Origin of the sequence: Pseudomonas sp. R3-18-08, assembly GCF_003852065.1 — a bacterium.
Taxonomy (GTDB): domain Bacteria; phylum Pseudomonadota; class Gammaproteobacteria; order Pseudomonadales; family Pseudomonadaceae; genus Aquipseudomonas.
On the sequence record NZ_CP027729.1, the window covers coordinates 494,488 to 511,103 of the forward strand.

The following is a 16,616-nucleotide window of genomic DNA, read 5'->3' on the forward strand; positions in this document are numbered from 1 at the left end:
TTATTAATAGGGCTATTGGTCTTTGCGGAGGGGGCGGGGATACTGACCGCCGTTTCCGTGACCCTGAGCCACCATGACTTTAAAAAATATGACCGTTGTAGTGTTGGCCTGCCTGGCCTTGTCCGCCTGCGGCGGGGTTGACCCCAATTCCCCCCTGGGCCAGCGCAAGGCGATCTTCAAACAGATGCTCAAGACCGCCGAAGGCCTGGGCGGCATGTTGCGCGGGCGCATCCCTTTCGACGGCGCCCAGTTCGCCGACGGCGCGGTCAAGCTGGACGTGTTGTCCCATCAACCCTGGCAGCACTTCCCGAACGTGCGTGAAGAGGACCACACCAGTGCCAGGGACGAGGTGTGGCAAAAGCAGGCGCAGTTCCAGCAAATGGCGCGCGACCTTGAGGCGGCCACCGGTGAATTGGTGATCGCAAGCCAGGTCCAGCCCTATAAGGCCAGCAATCTGCAACCTGCAGTGCAGAAAGTTGAAGATGCCTGCAGCGCCTGCCATAAGCAGTTTCGGGACCACTGACCGGTTTACTGGTCGAGTTCTTCCACCGCATCCTGCAGTTCTTTGCGCGATTCGGCGAGCTTGTCCTTGCGCTTGTTGATCTTGTCCGGATCGCCTTTTTTCATGGCCTTGTCGAGGTCGGCCTGACGGCGGCTGACTTCGTGCTTGGCATCCAGCACCTTGTTTTCGCGTTCTTTCTTCAGCGATGCGTCAGTGCAGTTGGCGGTGACCTCGCTCAGGGCTTTTTCCAGGCCGGCCTGTTGGGCGCTGTTGCCATGGGCCTTGGCCTGTTCGATCTGGGTGCTGATGGCCTGGCGCTTGGCGGCGCAGCCGGTCAGTTCGGGCGTTTCTTCGGCGGCCAGCAGCGGCGTGGCCATGAAGCTTGCGACAGTCAGTAAGGCAAGAGGGGCAAGAAATTTCATATAAGGACTCCAAGTAGCATTCAGAGGGTCGGGCCGGACTCAGAAACCGTCGATGCCGGCTCCACGTAATGTTTCAGCCAATGCCTGGACCTGCGGGTCGCGGAAAAAGGCGCTCAGTTGCGCTGCGCGGCCCGGGCCGATGCCGTCTGAGGCCAGCCAGGCTTGGGTGTCTTTGGCGACCAGGGTATGCCAGTCGCCCTCCAGGTTGTTGCGCGCCGCAGGCGGTACGCCCAGGGCTTTGAGCCACTGCGCAAACGGGCGTTGCCGGGCGCTGTGAATACTGTCGAGCACCCGCGCGCGGGTGCGTTCGCCGAAGCCATCAATGTTAGCAAGCTCTGCCGCATCCAGGGTCAACCAATCGAGAAAGCCTGCGATTAGACCGGCCTGGATCAATACGTTCCAGGTTTCCCGCCCCATATGTGGCAAGGCCAGGCCCTGGTTGCTGCTCAGCCAGGTGAGGCGCGAGAGCAGTTGCTCCTCGCAGCCAGGGTCCAGCTGCCAGCAGCTCAAGGCGTGAAAGTTTCGAGTATCGGGTACTGGCACTTCCACTCGGGTATTGTTGCGCAGGATCACCTCGTCGAGCCGGGGAATGACCTGGCCGGCAAGGCTGATGGATACCTGATCGCCGGGCCGGATGTCGAGGGCCTGCCAGTTTCTCAACGAACCCGCGCTGACCCGGCTGATTTGCCGGTCATCCAGTCGCACTGGTTCCAGTTCGAGAATCGGTGTGATACGTCCGGTACGCCCGATCCTGAACTGCACTTTGCGTACCAGCGCCAGCGCTTTGGTCGCAGGGTACTTCCAGGCCACCGCCCAGTAAGGTGCGCTGGCTTGCCAACGTTTGGCGGGTGCGCGCGCAGCCTGGTGCAACACCACCCCGTCGCTGGCGAACGGCAACGGATGGTTGTACCAATGTGTACGCCAGCGCGTGGCATCGCTGATGCTGTCGATGGACTGGCTATACCGCTGGCTGTCGGTGAACCCCCACCGTGCCAGCGTGGCCAGGCGCTCGGTGAAGCTCGCCGGGCCGTCGGGCCAGGCCCAGACGAACAACCCGATCCCGCCCGCCTCGGTGTCGCTCAATTGGCGTCGGTTCATCAAGCCGGCCACCTTGCTGCGCGCGTTTAGCCCGCCGTTTGCCGACTGTACGTGGCCGTCGAGGCGCCAGTACAGCTCGCCTTGCAGTACAGCGTCGACGGGCTCCGGCAGTTGCTGGACGATACCCGGCATCTTGCGCGCGGAAGCTGTCCAATCGTGACCGAGCAGGCCATCGCCGCGGCTGATGAGTTGGTGCAGCTGGCCCTTGCGATACACCAGGGTCACGGCTACCCCGTCGACCTTGGGTTGAATCCAGACGTCCTGGCGGGTGCTGAGCCACTCACCCACATCGGACGCGTCCAGCAGCTTCTCCAGGCCGGTATGCGCGACCGGGTGGCGCAGTGTGCCGCGTGAGCTTGCCAGCGGGTTGTCAGCCCTGGGTGTGGGTTGAAGGTCACATTTGCGCCAATGAGTCAGGCGTTGGCGGGCCTGGTCGTACAGTTCATCGCTGATGGGGGATTGACCCTGTCGATGGTAGACGTCATCCCACTGGCTGACCTGCCTGGACAACGTGTCGATTTGCGATCGGGCGTCCTCGGGACAGTCATCGGCCCAGGCCCAGCACGGTAGAAAGCCAATCAGGAGAACCATTAACGCGCGCATCGGGAGCATCCTTGCTCGAAAAGGGCGTTCAGCCTAAGTGATCCGCACGGCCGCAAAAAAGCCCCGACCGAGCGGGGCTTTTTACCGGGTGTTTCTGCCTGCTTGAACCAGCCGTTCAACGCGTCCGGCGCGTCGTGGTTATCAGCCTCGGCCGCCCGATTTGCTGGCCCGCGTCGACTTCGGCCTCGGTTTCAACGATTTTGTTGCAACCTTTGAAAATCAAAAAGCCCCGCCGGGCGAACCTGGCGGGGCTTTGGCAGTCGCGAACGATTACAGACCGGCAGCGGTACGCAGGTCGTTGGCGCGGTCGGTTTTTTCCCAGGTGAAGGTGGTGAAGGTGTCGTCGCCGACCGTCTTCTGCGCAGGGGTACGACCGAAGTGGCCGTAGGCTGCGGTTTCCTGGTACATCGGATGCAGCAGGTCGAGCATGGTGGTGATCGCGTAAGGGCGCAGGTCGAAGATCTCGCGCACCAGCTTGACGATCTTGTCATCGCTGATCTTGCCGGTACCGAAGGTATTCAGCGAGATCGAAGTAGGCTGGGCCACACCAATGGCGTAGGACACCTGAATCTCGCAACGTTCAGCCAGGCCGGCGGCGACGATGTTCTTGGCCACGTAACGACCGGCGTAGGCTGCGGAACGGTCGACCTTGGATGGATCCTTGCCGGAGAACGCGCCACCACCGTGACGGGCCATGCCGCCGTAGCTGTCGACGATGATCTTGCGACCGGTCAGGCCGCAGTCGCCCACCGGGCCGCCGATGATGAATTGGCCGGTCGGGTTGATGTGGAACTGGGTGTCCTTGCTCAGCAGCTCGGCAGGCAGTACGTGCTTGACGATCAGCTCCATTACGCCTTCGCGCAGGTCTTTGTAGGAGACATCCGGGTTGTGCTGGGTGGACAGTACGACGGCGTCGATACCCACCACTTTGCCGCCTTCGTAGCGGCAGGTGACCTGGGACTTGGCGTCCGGGCGCAGCCACGGCAGCAGGCCGGATTTACGTGCTTCGGCCTGGCGCTGTACCAACTGGTGAGAGAAGGTGATCGGCGCGGGCATCAGCACCTCGGTTTCGTTGCTGGCGTAGCCGAACATCAGGCCCTGGTCGCCAGCGCCTTGATCTTCAGGCTTGGCGCGGTCGACGCCCTGGTTGATGTCGGGGGACTGCTTGCCGATGATGTTCATTACGCCGCAGGTCGCGCCGTCGAAACCGACGTCGGAGCTGTTGTAGCCGATGTCGGTGATCACGTCGCGCACGATCTGTTCCAGGTCGACCCAGGCCGTGGTGGTGACTTCGCCGGCGATGATCGCCACGCCCGTTTTCACCAGAGTCTCGCACGCCACACGGGCGAACTTGTCTTCAGCAATGATGGCGTCCAGCACCGCGTCAGAAATCTGGTCGGCGATTTTGTCCGGATGCCCTTCAGACACGGACTCGGAGGTGAAAAGGGAGTATTCGCTCATCTCGATGTTTTCCTGATATTTACCGATGGTGAGTGTCGCCAGCCGGTCGCTGAAAATGGCGGACCTGAATCTGGAAACCATTACGTAAACCTACATAGAGGCTTTCCCCGGGAACGAGTCCCGCAGCGGTGGCCCAACGGGCCAGATCGTCCTGTTCAAACCCCAACCAGAGATCACCGCAGGCCTCCCTGGCCCAATTCTGGTTGTGGCTGCATAAATCCGTTACCAGCAGGCTACCGCCGGGGTGCAGCAACCCGGCCATTTGCTTGAGCGCGTCGGCGGGGGCGGCAAAGTGGTGCAAGACCATGTTCAGTACCACGCAATCGGCCTGCAGGCGGGTGTCGCTCAGGGCGTCGGCCAGTTGCAGGCGGACATTGCCCAACGCCTCGCGTTCACACAGCTGGCGCGCCAGTTCAAGCATCGCCGGGCTGTTGTCCAGTGCCGTCACCTGGCCAAAGCGCCGCGCCAGGTCCGGCAGGAAACCGCCGTCGCCAGGGCCGACTTCCAGGGCCGTGGCCTCATTGCTGAAGCTCAGTTTGTCCAGCAGCGCCAGTACGCTTTCGCGGTATTGGGGCAAGCCGGCGATCAGGTCTTGCTGAGCACGAAATTTCTCGGCAACCCGTGCGAAAAAATCCTGGCTGGCAGCGGCGCGTTGTCCGTGAACCTGACTGACGCGCGACTGTACGTCGCTCGGCAGGTCCAGGCTGTCCACTTCGTCGAGCAGGGCGGCGTGCAGTTTGCCGCCGAGCAGTTCGGTGTGGGGCAGGGCGCGACGGTAAAAAATTGCATTGCCTTCGCGGCGGGTCGCCACCAGGTCGGCCTGGGCCAGTACCTTCAGATGATGGCTCATGCCGGACTGGCCGATGGCGAAGATCTGCGCCAGTTCCAATACGCCGAAGGAATCGTTGGCCAGTGCGCGCAATACGTTCAAGCGCAACGGATCACCTGCAGCCTTGCAAAGGGCAGCCAGTTCATCGCCGTCGTCAGGACGCAGGGAGGGCACGGGTAGGTTCATAAGGCCAGCAGTCTAGTGACGGGTGGTAATCGCCGCAAGGCCAATATCAAAAAGTTTTGATATTGATCGATAAGTGGCAGTTATAAGCGGGCGCTATAACCTTTGGACGAACCGGCATCCGAGTTCTACAAGGGATTGGCGGGCAAACCACAGGAAAAACCGCTTCAAGTGACTATCTGTCATTGCCCGCAGGCGGTGGCTGAGGGAAAATGCCGGTCCTTTTTTCCGTTTCTTTGTTCAAGCCCCCAGGAGATCAGCGATGCCCAGCCGTCGTGAGCGTGCCAACGCCATTCGTGCCCTCAGCATGGATGCCGTGCAAAAAGCCAACAGCGGCCATCCCGGTGCCCCGATGGGCATGGCGGATATCGCCGAAGTACTTTGGCGTGACTACCTGAAGCACAACCCGAGCAACCCGTCGTTTGCCGACCGTGACCGTTTCGTACTGTCCAACGGCCACGGCTCGATGCTGATCTACTCGCTGCTGCACCTGAGCGGCTACGACGTCACCATCGATGACCTCAAGAGCTTCCGCCAGCTGCACAGCCGCACCCCGGGCCACCCGGAATTCGGCTACACCCCAGGCGTCGAGACCACCACCGGTCCCCTGGGCCAGGGCCTCGCTAATGCGGTTGGCTTCGCGCTGGCTGAAAAAGTCTTGGGCGCGCAGTTCAACCGCCCCGGCCACGATATCGTCGATCACCACACCTACGTATTTTTGGGTGATGGCTGCATGATGGAGGGCATTTCCCACGAAGTCGCTTCCCTGGCCGGCACCCTGGGCCTGGGCAAGCTGATTGCCTTCTACGATGACAACGGCATTTCCATCGACGGCGAAGTCGAAGGCTGGTTTACCGATGACACCCCCAAGCGTTTCGAAGCCTACAACTGGCAGGTGATCCGCAACGTTGACGGCCACGATCCGGAAGAAATCAAGATCGCCATCGACACCGCTCGCAAGAGCGCGCAGCCGACCCTGATTTGCTGCAAGACCACCATCGGCTTCGGCTCGCCGAACAAGCAAGGCAAGGAAGACTGCCACGGCGCCCCGCTGGGTGACGCGGAAATCGCCCTGACCCGCGAAGCGCTGAAGTGGAACCACGGCCCGTTCGAGATTCCAGCAGATATCTACGCCGAGTGGGACGCCAAGGAAAAAGGCCTGGCCACCGAAGCCGAGTGGGATCAGCGCTTCGCTGCCTACTCTGCCGAATTCCCTGAGCTTGCCAATGAGCTGGTACGCCGCCTGGCCGGTGACCTGCCTGCCGATTTCTCGGAAAAAGCCTCGGCCTATATCGCCGAAGTCGCGGCCAAGGGCGAGACCATCGCCAGCCGTAAAGCCAGCCAGAACACCCTGAACGCCTTTGGCCCGCTGCTGCCTGAGTTCCTCGGCGGTTCGGCCGACTTGGCCGGTTCCAACCTGACGTTGTGGAAAGGCTGCAAAGGCGTGTCGGCTGAAGACGCCAGCGGCAACTACATGTACTACGGCGTGCGCGAGTTCGGCATGAGCGCCATCATGAACGGCGTGTCGCTGCACGGCGGCCTGGTGCCTTACGGCGCGACCTTCCTGATGTTCATGGAGTACGCCCGCAACGCGGTACGCATGGCCGCGCTGATGAAGAAGCGCGTGATCCATGTCTACACCCACGACTCCATCGGCCTGGGCGAAGACGGCCCGACGCACCAGCCGGTCGAGCAATTGACCAGCCTGCGCACCACGCCGAACCTGGATTGCTGGCGCCCTGCCGACGCGGTGGAATCCGCCGTGGCCTGGAAGCACGCCATCGAGCGCAAGGACGGCCCTTCGGCGCTGATCTTCTCGCGCCAGAACCTGCAGCACCAGGTGCGTACCGACGCGCAGATCGCCGACATCAGCCGTGGCGGCTATGTGCTCAAGGACTGCATCGGCGAGCCGGAGCTGATCCTGATCTCTACCGGTTCCGAAGTGGGCCTGACCGTTCAGGCGTACGACAAGCTGACCGCCCAGGGCCGCAACGTTCGCGTGGTGTCCATGCCCTGCACCAGCGTGTTCGAAGCCCAGGACGCCGGCTACAAGCAATCGGTATTGCCGTTGCAGGTCAGCGCGCGTATCGCCATTGAGGCGGCTCACGCCGACTACTGGTACAAGTACGTAGGCCTGGAAGGCCGCGTGATCGGCATGACCACCTACGGTGAGTCGGCGCCGGCACCCGCCTTGTTCGAAGAGTTCGGTTTCACCCTGGAAAACATCCTGGGCCAGGCTGAAGAGCTGTTGGAAGACTAAGGCGCTAACGCGGTGGCCCACTGACCACCGCCTCTACTGTAGGAGCGAGCTTGCTCGCGAAGATCGTTAACGATAACGCAGCGTTTCTGGTTTAACGCGGCGCTCTCAAGTTCTTCGCGAGCAAGCTCGCTCCTACAGTGGTTTGTGTCGCCCCTACTGCGAGAACCCCATGCCCCAACCGCGTCCCTACAAAGTTGCACTCAACGGCTACGGCCGCATTGGTCGTTGCGTCTTGCGTGCTCTGTTCGAGCGAGGGGCGACGGCAGGGTTTGAAATTGTCGCGATCAACGACTTGGCCGACATGGCCAGCATCGAATACCTGACACGCTTCGACTCCACCCATGGCCGCTTCCCTGGCGAAGTGCGGGTCGAGGGCGATTGTCTGCATATCAATGGCGACTGCGTAAAAGTACTGCGCAGTGCCACCCCCGAGGGCATCGACTGGGCGGCGCTGGGCGTCGACCTGGTGTTGGAATGCTCCGGTGCCTACCATACTCGTGCCGACGGCCAGCGTTTTCTCGATGCCGGCGCTCCGCGCGTGCTGTTTTCCCAGCCGATGGCCAGCGAGGCGGATGTGGACGCCACCGTCGTCTACGGCATCAACCAGGATTGCCTGACCGGCGCCGAGCTGCTGGTGTCCAACGCCTCGTGTACCACCAACTGCAGCGTGCCGTTGTTGCGCCTGCTGGACCAGGCGATCGGCCTGGACTACGTGTCGATCACCACGATCCACTCGGCCATGAACGACCAACCGGTGATCGACGCCTATCACCACGAAGACCTGCGCCGCACGCGCTCGGCGTTCCAGTCAGTGATTCCGGTGTCCACCGGCCTGGCGCGTGGCATCGAGCGATTGCTGCCGGAACTTGCCGGGCGAATCCAGGCCAAAGCGGTACGGGTACCGACGGTGAACGTGTCCTGTCTGGACATCACCATGCAAACCGTGAGCGACACCGATGCGGCCGAGGTCAACCGGATATTGCGCGACGCCGCCACCAGCGGCCCGCTCAAAGGCTTGCTGGCCTACACCGAGTTGCCCCACGCCAGCTGCGATTTCAACCATGACCCGCATTCGGCGATTGTCGATGCCAGCCAGACCCGCGTTTCCGGCCCGAGGCTGGTGAACATCCTGGCCTGGTTCGACAACGAATGGGGCTTTGCCAACCGAATGCTCGATGTTGCAGAACACTATCTGCAAGTGGCTTCCAAACAACCTCAACAGTAATTCAGGAACTGCGACCCATGACCGTGTTGAAGATGACCGACCTCGATCTGCAAGGTAAGCGCGTACTGATTCGCGAAGACCTCAACGTCCCAGTCAAGGACGGTGTTGTCACCAGCGATGCGCGAATCCTGGCCTCGCTGCCGACCATCAAGCTGGCCCTGGAAAAAGGCGCGGCCGTGATGGTCTGCTCCCACCTGGGTCGCCCGACCGAAGGTGAGTTCTCCGCCGAAAACAGCCTCAAGCCGGTGGCCGAATACCTGAGCAAGGCCCTGGGCCGCGACGTACCGTTGGTGGCTGACTACCTGGGCGGCGTTGACGTCAAGCCTGGCGACATCGTGCTGTTCGAAAACGTGCGCTTCAACAAGGGCGAGAAAAAGAACAGCGACGAGCTGGCCCAGCAATACGCGGCGCTGTGCGACGTATTCGTGATGGACGCCTTTGGCACCGCCCACCGCGCCGAAGGCTCGACCCACGGCGTGGCCAAGTTCGCCAAGGTCGCCGCTGCCGGCCCGCTGCTGGCCGCTGAGCTGGATGCGCTGGGCAAGGCCCTGGGCGCTCCGGCGCAACCGATGGCCGCCATCGTCGCCGGTTCCAAAGTCTCCACCAAGCTGGACGTACTCAACAGCCTCAGCCAGATCTGCAACCAGTTGATCGTCGGTGGCGGCATTGCCAACACCTTCCTGGCCGCAGCCGGCCATCCGGTGGGCAAGTCCCTGTACGAGCCGGACCTGCTCGATACCGCCCGCGCCATCGCCGCCAAAGTCAGCGTGCCGCTGCCGGTGGACGTGGTGGTCGCCAAGGAATTCGCCGAAAGCGCCGAAGCCACCGTCAAGCTCATCGCTGACGTGGCCGCCGACGACATGATCCTGGATATCGGCCCGCAAACCGCAGCCAACTTCGCTGAGCTGTTGAAAGCCTCCCAGACCATCCTGTGGAATGGCCCGGTCGGCGTATTCGAATTCGACCAATTCGGCAATGGCACCAAGGTGTTGGCCAAAGCCATCGCTGAAAGCTCGGCATTCTCCATCGCAGGCGGTGGCGACACCCTGGCGGCCATCGATAAATATGGCGTTGCTGATCAGATCTCCTACATTTCTACCGGTGGCGGCGCGTTCCTCGAGTTCGTCGAGGGCAAAGTGCTGCCGGCCGTGGAAGTGCTGGAAACCCGAGCCAAAGGTTAAGGCGCGCGTGATCAGGAAAAAGGAGCGTCCCATGATCAAGTCGTTGGCACTGGTGATAGCAGTGGGCCTGTTGGCCGGCTGCAGCAGCACGCCAAGCGCGGCCCCGGAAGCTGAAAAGCCGGGGCCGGTGCAGAAGAAAAGCTGCTACCAGGCCGACTGGCAAGCGGAAACCATGCCGGTGATCAACAAGCGCATGGGCAATGACCGGCTGGAGAAATACGACTCCGCGCCCAACGGTCAGGAACAGGGTTGCCCTTGACGGGTCTGATCCACTAACCCACAGCAATGGCGGCCTTGTGTCGCCCTGCGAGGATTGGCAATGAAAGGCGCTATCGCCCTGGCAACCCTGGCCTTGTTGGCTGGTTGCAGCAGCATGAACATGTTCGACAAGGCTGGGCCGGAAGGTAAATGGACGACGTGGACCTGCGACAGCAAGGCCGAGGTCAATTGGCGCTTCGCCAACCCGGCCCGCACTGAGGTGGATGTACGCCTCGGCGGTTCCGACCAGGTTTATCGACTCAAGCAGGACGTGGCGGCTTCGGGCGTGCTGTACAGCAATGATCAGCTGGCGTTTCACACCAAGGGTGAGGAAGGCCTGATTTACTGGACGGCCACGGATGATTTGATTGGGCGCGGCTGTAAGGCCCAATAAGGTCTCGAATGTGACGAGATCCAAATGTGGGAGGGGGCTTGCCCCCGATTACGGTAGGTCAGCCAGCACACAGGTGTCTGGCAAACCGCTATCGGGAGCAAGCCCCCTCCCACATTAAATCCGGTTCCAAAGTGACATAGGTTGTGAGCCGGACACTGCAATAACGATTCAGCAGCACAAGGCTCAACCCCTTGATCTGCAATAACTTGAATAGCAGCCGCCGCTACGGCAGGCTTGCACGATTAACGACCCTCGACCGGGAGAGACAACACAATGGCACTTATCAGCATGCGTCAAATGCTGGACCACGCAGCCGAGTTCGGCTACGGCGTTCCAGCCTTTAACGTCAACAACCTTGAGCAGATGCGCGCCATCATGGAAGCCGCTGACAAGACCGACTCCCCCGTGATCGTCCAGGCTTCGGCCGGTGCCCGCAAATACGCGGGTGCGCCGTTCCTGCGTCACCTGATCCTCGCGGCCATCGAAGAATTCCCGCACATCCCGGTGTGCATGCACCAGGACCACGGCACCAGCCCTGACGTGTGCCAGCGCTCGATCCAACTGGGCTTCAGCTCGGTGATGATGGACGGCTCTCTCGGCGAAGACGGCAAGACCCCAACCGACTACGAGTACAACGTACGCGTTACCCAACAAACCGTGGCCATGGCTCACGCCTGCGGCGTATCGGTTGAAGGCGAGCTGGGCTGCCTGGGTTCCCTGGAAACCGGCATGGCCGGCGAAGAAGACGGCATCGGCGCCGAAGGCGTGCTGGATCACAGCCAGATGCTGACCGACCCGGAAGAAGCCGCCGACTTCGTCAAGAAGACCCAAGTGGACGCCCTGGCCATCGCCATCGGCACCAGCCACGGCGCCTACAAGTTCACCAAGCCACCGACCGGCGACGTGCTGGCCATCGACCGCATCAAGGAAATCCACAAACGCATCCCCAACACCCACCTGGTGATGCACGGTTCTTCCTCGGTACCGCAAGAGTGGCTGGCGATCATCAACCAGTACGGCGGCGACATCAAAGAAACTTACGGCGTACCGGTTGAAGAAATCGTCGAAGGCATCAAGTACGGCGTGCGCAAGGTCAACATCGACACCGACCTGCGCCTGGCCTCCACCGGCGCAATGCGTCGCCTGATGGCGACCAACCCGAGCGAGTTCGACCCGCGTAAATTCTTCGGCGCCACCGTGACCGCCATGCGTGATGTGTGTATTGCACGTTATGAAGCGTTTGGTACTGCCGGTAATGCTTCGAAGATCAAGCCGATCTCGTTGGAAGCGATGTACCAGCGGTATTTGAAAGGTGAGTTGAACGCTAAGGTCAATTAAGCCTCAGCGTTTAAAAGGAAGCCCGCAGTGATGCGGGCTTTTTTGTGTTTGGAGATGGCAGGCCGCAACGGTGCCGTAGGACGAGCGCCGCATGCTCAGGCTACGCGATCCAAATGTGGGAGGGGGCTTGCCCCCGATGGCTGTGTATCAGCTAACACATTCAGAGACCGACCCACCGCTATCGGGGGCAAGCCCCCTCCCACAGGGTTCATCGGAACTTGCCTACTCACGATTTTACTCGTGATCAATATCCAACTTCGCAAACGTCACCTTTGCCCCTTCCTTGCTATCCCCACTGTTGTCCTGCACATACACCCCCGCCTTGAAGTACAGCGGCTTGTCGGCCCAGGCTGCGCCGATGCGTTCATTCCACTCACTGTCGGCCGCGTACACGCTGAGCAGCCCGGCTTTGTTGAGGTTGATCACATAGGTGAAGGTCTTTTCCAGTGGCACATTGGAGGCAACGATGATTACCCGGCTTTCAGATTCGTCCGGGCGCATGCGCACTTTGGCGACGATGTTGCCGGTCTGGGTTTTTTCCTTGAACTGGTACTCCAGTTTGATCAGCGGTTTCTGACTGTCGTAGGCGTGGATCTGGCCGATCACCACCTTGCCGGTGGACGGTACCTGGTTGACGGTGAGCGTGGCGCGCAGGAAGTTATCGGCTTCGGGGTAGGTCCAGTTGCGCAAGCGCCCGTCGGCGTAGGTTTCGCGCAGTTCGCTGCGCGGGTAGATGGCGTTTTCCGTGCGGGTGCCGGTGACAGGGGTCCAGAACTGCACATCGCTGCCTTCGGCCTGGAAATACTGGTCATTGAAGCCGTTGAGCAGCTTCGGGGTTTCGATGGTCGTGGGCGGGGAGCCGACCGGAATGCTCAGGTTCCAGGTGGAAAGGTCGATCATGGTGTTGGCCTTTTACGAGGGGTGAAAGCTTTAGCCCGAGGGCTGCACAGGTTCTTTATAGGTGGTGTTAACCAAGTTGTTAACTCTGACTGGCAATAAATTGGCGTCAGAGGAATGCCAAAAAGCCATGTTGCCCATGGTACGCGGGCTACAGAGCCTGACCGTTAGTCGGCTGCCTCGGCTTTGGCGCAATGATGGCATCGACGTTACTTCTGCTTTTTTATAACCGGGGCTAGAGTGAGGCCTCATTATTTGTCCGGTTTAAAGTACCCGAAGTGACCGGTGCAGTTCCTTAAGGAAGAGACGTAGCATGGATTGCGCTCCAAACCTCGGCGACGGCAGTTCAGTTCTCTTGGTGGTCGATGACTACCCGGAAAATCTCGTCAGCATGCGTGCAGTGTTGCAGCGCGAAGACTGGCGAATCATTACCGCCGCTTCCGGTCTGGAGGCCCTGGAATTGCTACTGGTCCACGACGTCGATCTGGTATTGCTGGATGTGCGAATGCCCGGTATGGATGGCTTCGAGGTGGCACGCCTGATGCGGGGCAGCCAGCGTACGAGCATGACGCCGATCATCTTTCTCACCGCCGATGCACAGTCGCCCGACGCTGTGCTAAAAGGCTATGCCAGCGGCGCCATCGATTACCTGTTCAAGCCCTTCGACCCGCATATCCTCAAGCCCAAGGTGCAGGCGCTGTTGGAGCATCAGCATAATCGCCGCGCCCTGCAGCGGTTGAGCCATGACCTGGAAGCCGCCCGCGCCTTCAATGCCTCGGTGTTGGACAACGCCGCCGAAGGCATTCTGGTGGTGGGCGAGGGCAGCGTGATTGAGTATGCCAACCCGGCGATCTGCAGGCTGCTCAACGCCACGATGGCGGAGTTGCAGGGCGAGAGTTTCTTGAGCTTCCTGCAAAAACCCCATGTGCCCGCCTGGTTGGGGTTCCCGATGTATGAGGCCTATCGCAAAGGCGAAACGTGGCGCTTGCACGATGCCATCTTGCGCACCAGCCGTGGTCAACAGGTGCCGGTGGCGTTGTCCTGCGCGCCCTTGCCCGCAGAGCAGAAGGCGATGGTGGTGACGGTGCTGGACATGTCCGAGGTGCGTCACTTGCACCAGCAACTGGAGTTCCAGGCGGTGACCGACCCGTTGACCGGGCTGCTGAATCGTCGCGGCTTCTACCAGACAGTGGGCAACATGTTGTCGCGCAGCGAGCGCAATGAGCAGTCGCTGGTGTTGCTGTATCTGGATCTGGATGGCTTCAAGCGAGTCAACGATACCTTGGGCCACGACGCCGGTGATCGCGTGCTGCGCTGGGTTTCCGAGCAGATGCAGGCGTGCCTGCGCTCCTACGACATTCTGGGACGCATGGGCGGGGATGAATTCACTGCCTTGCTGGAGCTGGAGTTCCCGGAGCAGGCAGCGAAGATTGCGGAAAAACTGATCGAACGGGTGTCGGTGTGCCAGCAGGTCGACGGTCTGGAGGTGATGCTTGGGGTCAGCATCGGTATTGCGACGTTTCCCGACTGTGGCTCGGACCTGAGCGGTTTGTTGCGCGCGGCGGACATCGCCATGTACGAAGCCAAGCGCGCCGGCCGTCAGCAGTATCGCTATTACGACCAGGAAATGAACGGCCGAGCCCGTTCACGCCTGATGCTGGAAGACAGTGTGCGCACCGCGATTCAAAACAAGGAATTCACCTTGGTGTACCAGCCGCAGGTGTCGCTGGAGGACGGGCGCTTGCGCGGTGTCGAGGCGTTGCTGCGCTGGCAGCACCCGAGCGTCGGCGATGTGTCGCCGGGGCTGTTTTTGCCGTTGCTGGAAGAGGCGCGCTTGATCAGCCAGTTGAGCACTTGGATTTACCAGCAAGTCGCCGCCCAACGCCAGGCCTGGCAAGCGGCGTTCGATGAAGAGCTGGTGCTGAGCGTGAGCCTGAGCAGCAGCCAGTTCAATATGCCTAACCTGGCCAGCCAACTGCGCCAGGTCCTCGAAAGGCACGGGTTACAGGGGCGGCAGTTGGAAGTGGAAATCAGTGAAGACTGCCTGATGAGTAACCTTGAGGAATCGACCAAGCAGCTCAAGCTGTTGCGTGGGCTTGGGGTGCGTATCGCCCTGGATGACTTTGGCTCAGGGCGGTGTTCCCTGGCCCATCTGCGCGACCTGGCGTTCGACACCCTCAAGCTGGACCCGCAATTGGTGGCCCGCCTGCCAGGCTCGGCACGGGATGCAGCGATGGCGCGCAGCATCATCGAGCTGTGCGGGCATTTCGATGTTTTGGTGATCGCCGAGGGCGTAGAAACCCTTGAGCAGTCGCAGTGGCTCAAGGCCCATGGCTGCTCGTTCATCCAGGGCACCTGGGCGGCGGCGCCGCTGATGGCCGAGGACGTTGTCGGTTGGTCGCACCCTCACGCGCTTTGAATTCGCTACACTGGCGCCCGTCCGAACTACGTTGCAGACCCCATGACCGCGTTGAAATACCTCCAGGCCTATCCCGCCGCCCTTCAGGAGCAAGTTCGCCAGCTGATCGCCAAGGACCAGTTGGGCGCGTACCTGGAGCAACGTTATCCCGAGCGGCACGCCGTGCAGAGCGACAAGGCCCTGTACAGCTACGCCCTGGCCTTGAAGCAGGAACACCTGCGCAATGCGCCGTCGATCGACAAGGTGCTGTTCGATAACCGCCTGGACCTGACCCACCGCGCCCTGGGCCTGCACACCACGATTTCCCGGGTGCAGGGTGGCAATCTCAAGTCCAAGAAAGAGATCCGCATCGCCTCGCTGTTCAAGGAAGCGGCTCCCGAGTTCCTGCGCATGATCGTGGTGCACGAGCTGGCGCACTTCAAGGAATCGGACCACAACAAAGCGTTCTACAAACTCTGTGAATACATGATGCCCGGCTACCACCAGGTGGAATTCGACCTGCGGGTGTACCTCACCTGGCGCGATCTGCAGGGCAAGCCCTAATCACAAGGCAATTGACCATGGATGTGAGCAAGACCAAGAGCAGCTTCTACCGCCGCCTGTATGTGGCGTACCTGATCGACAGCGGGCTGGCCAGCAGCGTCCCTGCATTGACCGAAGCGACTGGCATGCCCCGGCGCACGGCGCAGGACACGATTGCGGCGTTGGCCGATCTGGATATTGTGTGCGAGTTCGAGCAGGAGGATGGCGCCCGTAACCATGCCGGGCGTTATCGGATTCGTGATTGGGGGGCGATTGATCGACGGTGGATCGAGGGGAATCTGGTGTCGATCAAGCGGGTATTGGGTTATCCCTGAAGGCTTGCAGTGCCTGGCCTGACGCTATCGGGGGCAAGCCCCCTCCCACACTTGATTTGTGAATACATTCAAATGTGGGAGGGGGCTTGCTCCCGATGAGGCCCTCAAACCCGTCGCATCCCGATATGTGGAATATCGTCTTCCAGGTATTCCTCTCCCGCCACCACAAACCCGTACCGTCCGTAATACCCCTGCAAGTGCGCCTGGGCTGACAGAAAAATCGGTGTCTCGGGCCAGATATCCTCGATCTGCTTGAGGGCCTCTTCCATCATCAAATGCCCCAGCCCGGTGCCGCGTGCCGATGGCGCGACGATCACTCGACCGATCACCACATCACCGCCCTGGGTCTCTGGGTCCAGCAGCCGCAGATAGGCCACCAGTTCATTGTCGTTCCAGGCCATCAGGTGGTGGGTATCGCCTGACAGGTCCTGCCCGTCAATGTCCTGGTAAACGCATTTCTGTTCAACGACGAACACCTCGCCGCGCAGGCGCAGGATGGCGTAAAGCTGTTCTTTGCCCAGATCGTCGTGATGTTTGCAGACCCAATCAACCGTCATGATGTGCGCTCTTGTCAAAGGCTTGGCAGGGATAGTAAGCGCGACCGGCGCTGCTGTCTAAAACCGGTTATTTTGTGAATGGCGTCAATTTGCCATCATTCAGTGCATGCACGGCCGACTTCTTTGTGTAAT

The 16,616-nt window shown here is 60.9% G+C and carries 16 protein-coding genes; 10 read left to right on the forward strand and 6 right to left on the reverse strand.

Features of this window, described 5'->3' with window-relative positions; all coding sequences use genetic code 11:
* Positions 1–73: 73 nt before the first annotated feature.
* Complete coding sequence (locus tag C4J92_RS02210; RefSeq protein WP_124402812.1) at positions 74–523, forward strand: cytochrome c; 450 nt, start codon at positions 74–76, stop codon at positions 521–523.
* Positions 524–528: 5 nt separating this feature from the next.
* Here C4J92_RS02210 and C4J92_RS02215 read toward each other — a convergent pair whose 3' ends face one another.
* The 4 genes from C4J92_RS02215 to C4J92_RS02230 form a co-directional block, all read right to left on the reverse strand.
* A complete protein-coding gene (locus tag C4J92_RS02215) occupies positions 529–924 on the reverse strand; it encodes a DUF1090 domain-containing protein (protein WP_124402813.1) in 396 nt (131 codons plus the stop codon).
* Positions 925–963: 39 nt separating this feature from the next.
* Positions 964–2,625: an NAD-dependent DNA ligase LigB gene (gene ligB / locus C4J92_RS02220; protein WP_124402814.1), complete on the reverse strand. Its 1,662-nt coding sequence runs from the start codon at positions 2,623–2,625 to the stop codon at positions 964–966.
* 270 nt (positions 2,626–2,895) lie between these two features.
* A complete protein-coding gene (metK, locus tag C4J92_RS02225) occupies positions 2,896–4,086 on the reverse strand; it encodes a methionine adenosyltransferase (RefSeq protein WP_124365518.1) in 1,191 nt (396 codons plus the stop codon).
* A 19-nt stretch (positions 4,087–4,105) separates the two neighbouring features.
* On the reverse strand, positions 4,106–5,101 hold the full coding sequence (locus tag C4J92_RS02230; protein ID WP_124402815.1) for a metalloregulator ArsR/SmtB family transcription factor: 996 nt from the start codon (positions 5,099–5,101) through the stop codon (positions 4,106–4,108).
* 259 nt (positions 5,102–5,360) lie between these two features.
* On the opposite strand from C4J92_RS02230, the gene tkt reads away from it, so the two are divergent.
* The 6 genes from tkt (at position 5,361) to fba (ending at position 11,754) form a co-directional block, all read left to right on the forward strand.
* On the forward strand, positions 5,361–7,358 hold the full coding sequence (gene tkt, locus C4J92_RS02235) for a transketolase (RefSeq protein WP_124360904.1): 1,998 nt from the start codon (positions 5,361–5,363) through the stop codon (positions 7,356–7,358).
* A gap of 169 nt (positions 7,359–7,527) precedes the next feature.
* Entirely contained in the window at positions 7,528–8,583 is a 1,056-nt protein-coding gene (gene epd / locus C4J92_RS02240) for an erythrose-4-phosphate dehydrogenase (RefSeq protein ID WP_124369293.1), read from the forward strand.
* Positions 8,584–8,600: 17 nt separating this feature from the next.
* The gene (locus tag C4J92_RS02245; RefSeq protein WP_043046203.1) at positions 8,601–9,764 is read left to right on the forward strand and encodes a phosphoglycerate kinase; all 1,164 of its coding nucleotides are present in this window, start codon (positions 8,601–8,603) and stop codon (positions 9,762–9,764) included.
* A 31-nt stretch (positions 9,765–9,795) separates the two neighbouring features.
* Complete coding sequence (locus C4J92_RS02250) at positions 9,796–10,023, forward strand: hypothetical protein (RefSeq protein WP_124365520.1); 228 nt, start codon at positions 9,796–9,798, stop codon at positions 10,021–10,023.
* Between the two features lie 60 nt (positions 10,024–10,083).
* A complete protein-coding gene (locus tag C4J92_RS02255; RefSeq protein WP_124369296.1) occupies positions 10,084–10,416 on the forward strand; it encodes an MliC family protein in 333 nt (110 codons plus the stop codon).
* 273 nt (positions 10,417–10,689) lie between these two features.
* Positions 10,690–11,754 carry a class II fructose-bisphosphate aldolase gene (fba, locus tag C4J92_RS02260; RefSeq protein WP_003177554.1) on the forward strand — a complete coding sequence of 355 codons (1,065 nt, stop codon included), beginning with the start codon at positions 10,690–10,692 and terminating at the stop codon, positions 11,752–11,754.
* Positions 11,755–11,988: 234 nt separating this feature from the next.
* On the opposite strand, the gene C4J92_RS02265 is transcribed toward fba, so the two are convergent.
* Complete coding sequence (locus C4J92_RS02265) at positions 11,989–12,654, reverse strand: polysaccharide lyase family 7 protein (protein ID WP_124360908.1); 666 nt, start codon at positions 12,652–12,654, stop codon at positions 11,989–11,991.
* Between the two features lie 310 nt (positions 12,655–12,964).
* Here C4J92_RS02265 and C4J92_RS02270 point away from each other — a divergent pair, with 310 nt between their 5' ends.
* Genes C4J92_RS02270 through C4J92_RS02280 form a run of 3 tightly spaced genes read left to right on the forward strand, consistent with a single transcriptional unit; the run spans position 12,965 to position 15,927 of the window.
* Positions 12,965–15,070 (forward strand): bifunctional diguanylate cyclase/phosphodiesterase, encoded by a 2,106-nt coding sequence (locus C4J92_RS02270; protein ID WP_124402816.1) that lies wholly within the window; start codon positions 12,965–12,967, stop codon positions 15,068–15,070.
* 42 nt (positions 15,071–15,112) lie between these two features.
* On the forward strand, positions 15,113–15,613 hold the full coding sequence (locus tag C4J92_RS02275) for a M48 family metallopeptidase (protein WP_124402817.1): 501 nt from the start codon (positions 15,113–15,115) through the stop codon (positions 15,611–15,613).
* Between the two features lie 17 nt (positions 15,614–15,630).
* Positions 15,631–15,927 (forward strand): helix-turn-helix domain-containing protein, encoded by a 297-nt coding sequence (locus tag C4J92_RS02280; protein WP_124365526.1) that lies wholly within the window; start codon positions 15,631–15,633, stop codon positions 15,925–15,927.
* Between the two features lie 104 nt (positions 15,928–16,031).
* Here C4J92_RS02280 and C4J92_RS02285 read toward each other — a convergent pair whose 3' ends face one another.
* Positions 16,032–16,484, reverse strand: a complete 453-nt coding sequence (locus C4J92_RS02285) for a GNAT family N-acetyltransferase (protein WP_124402818.1) — start codon at positions 16,482–16,484, stop codon at positions 16,032–16,034.
* Between the last annotated feature and the right edge of the window lie 132 nt (positions 16,485–16,616).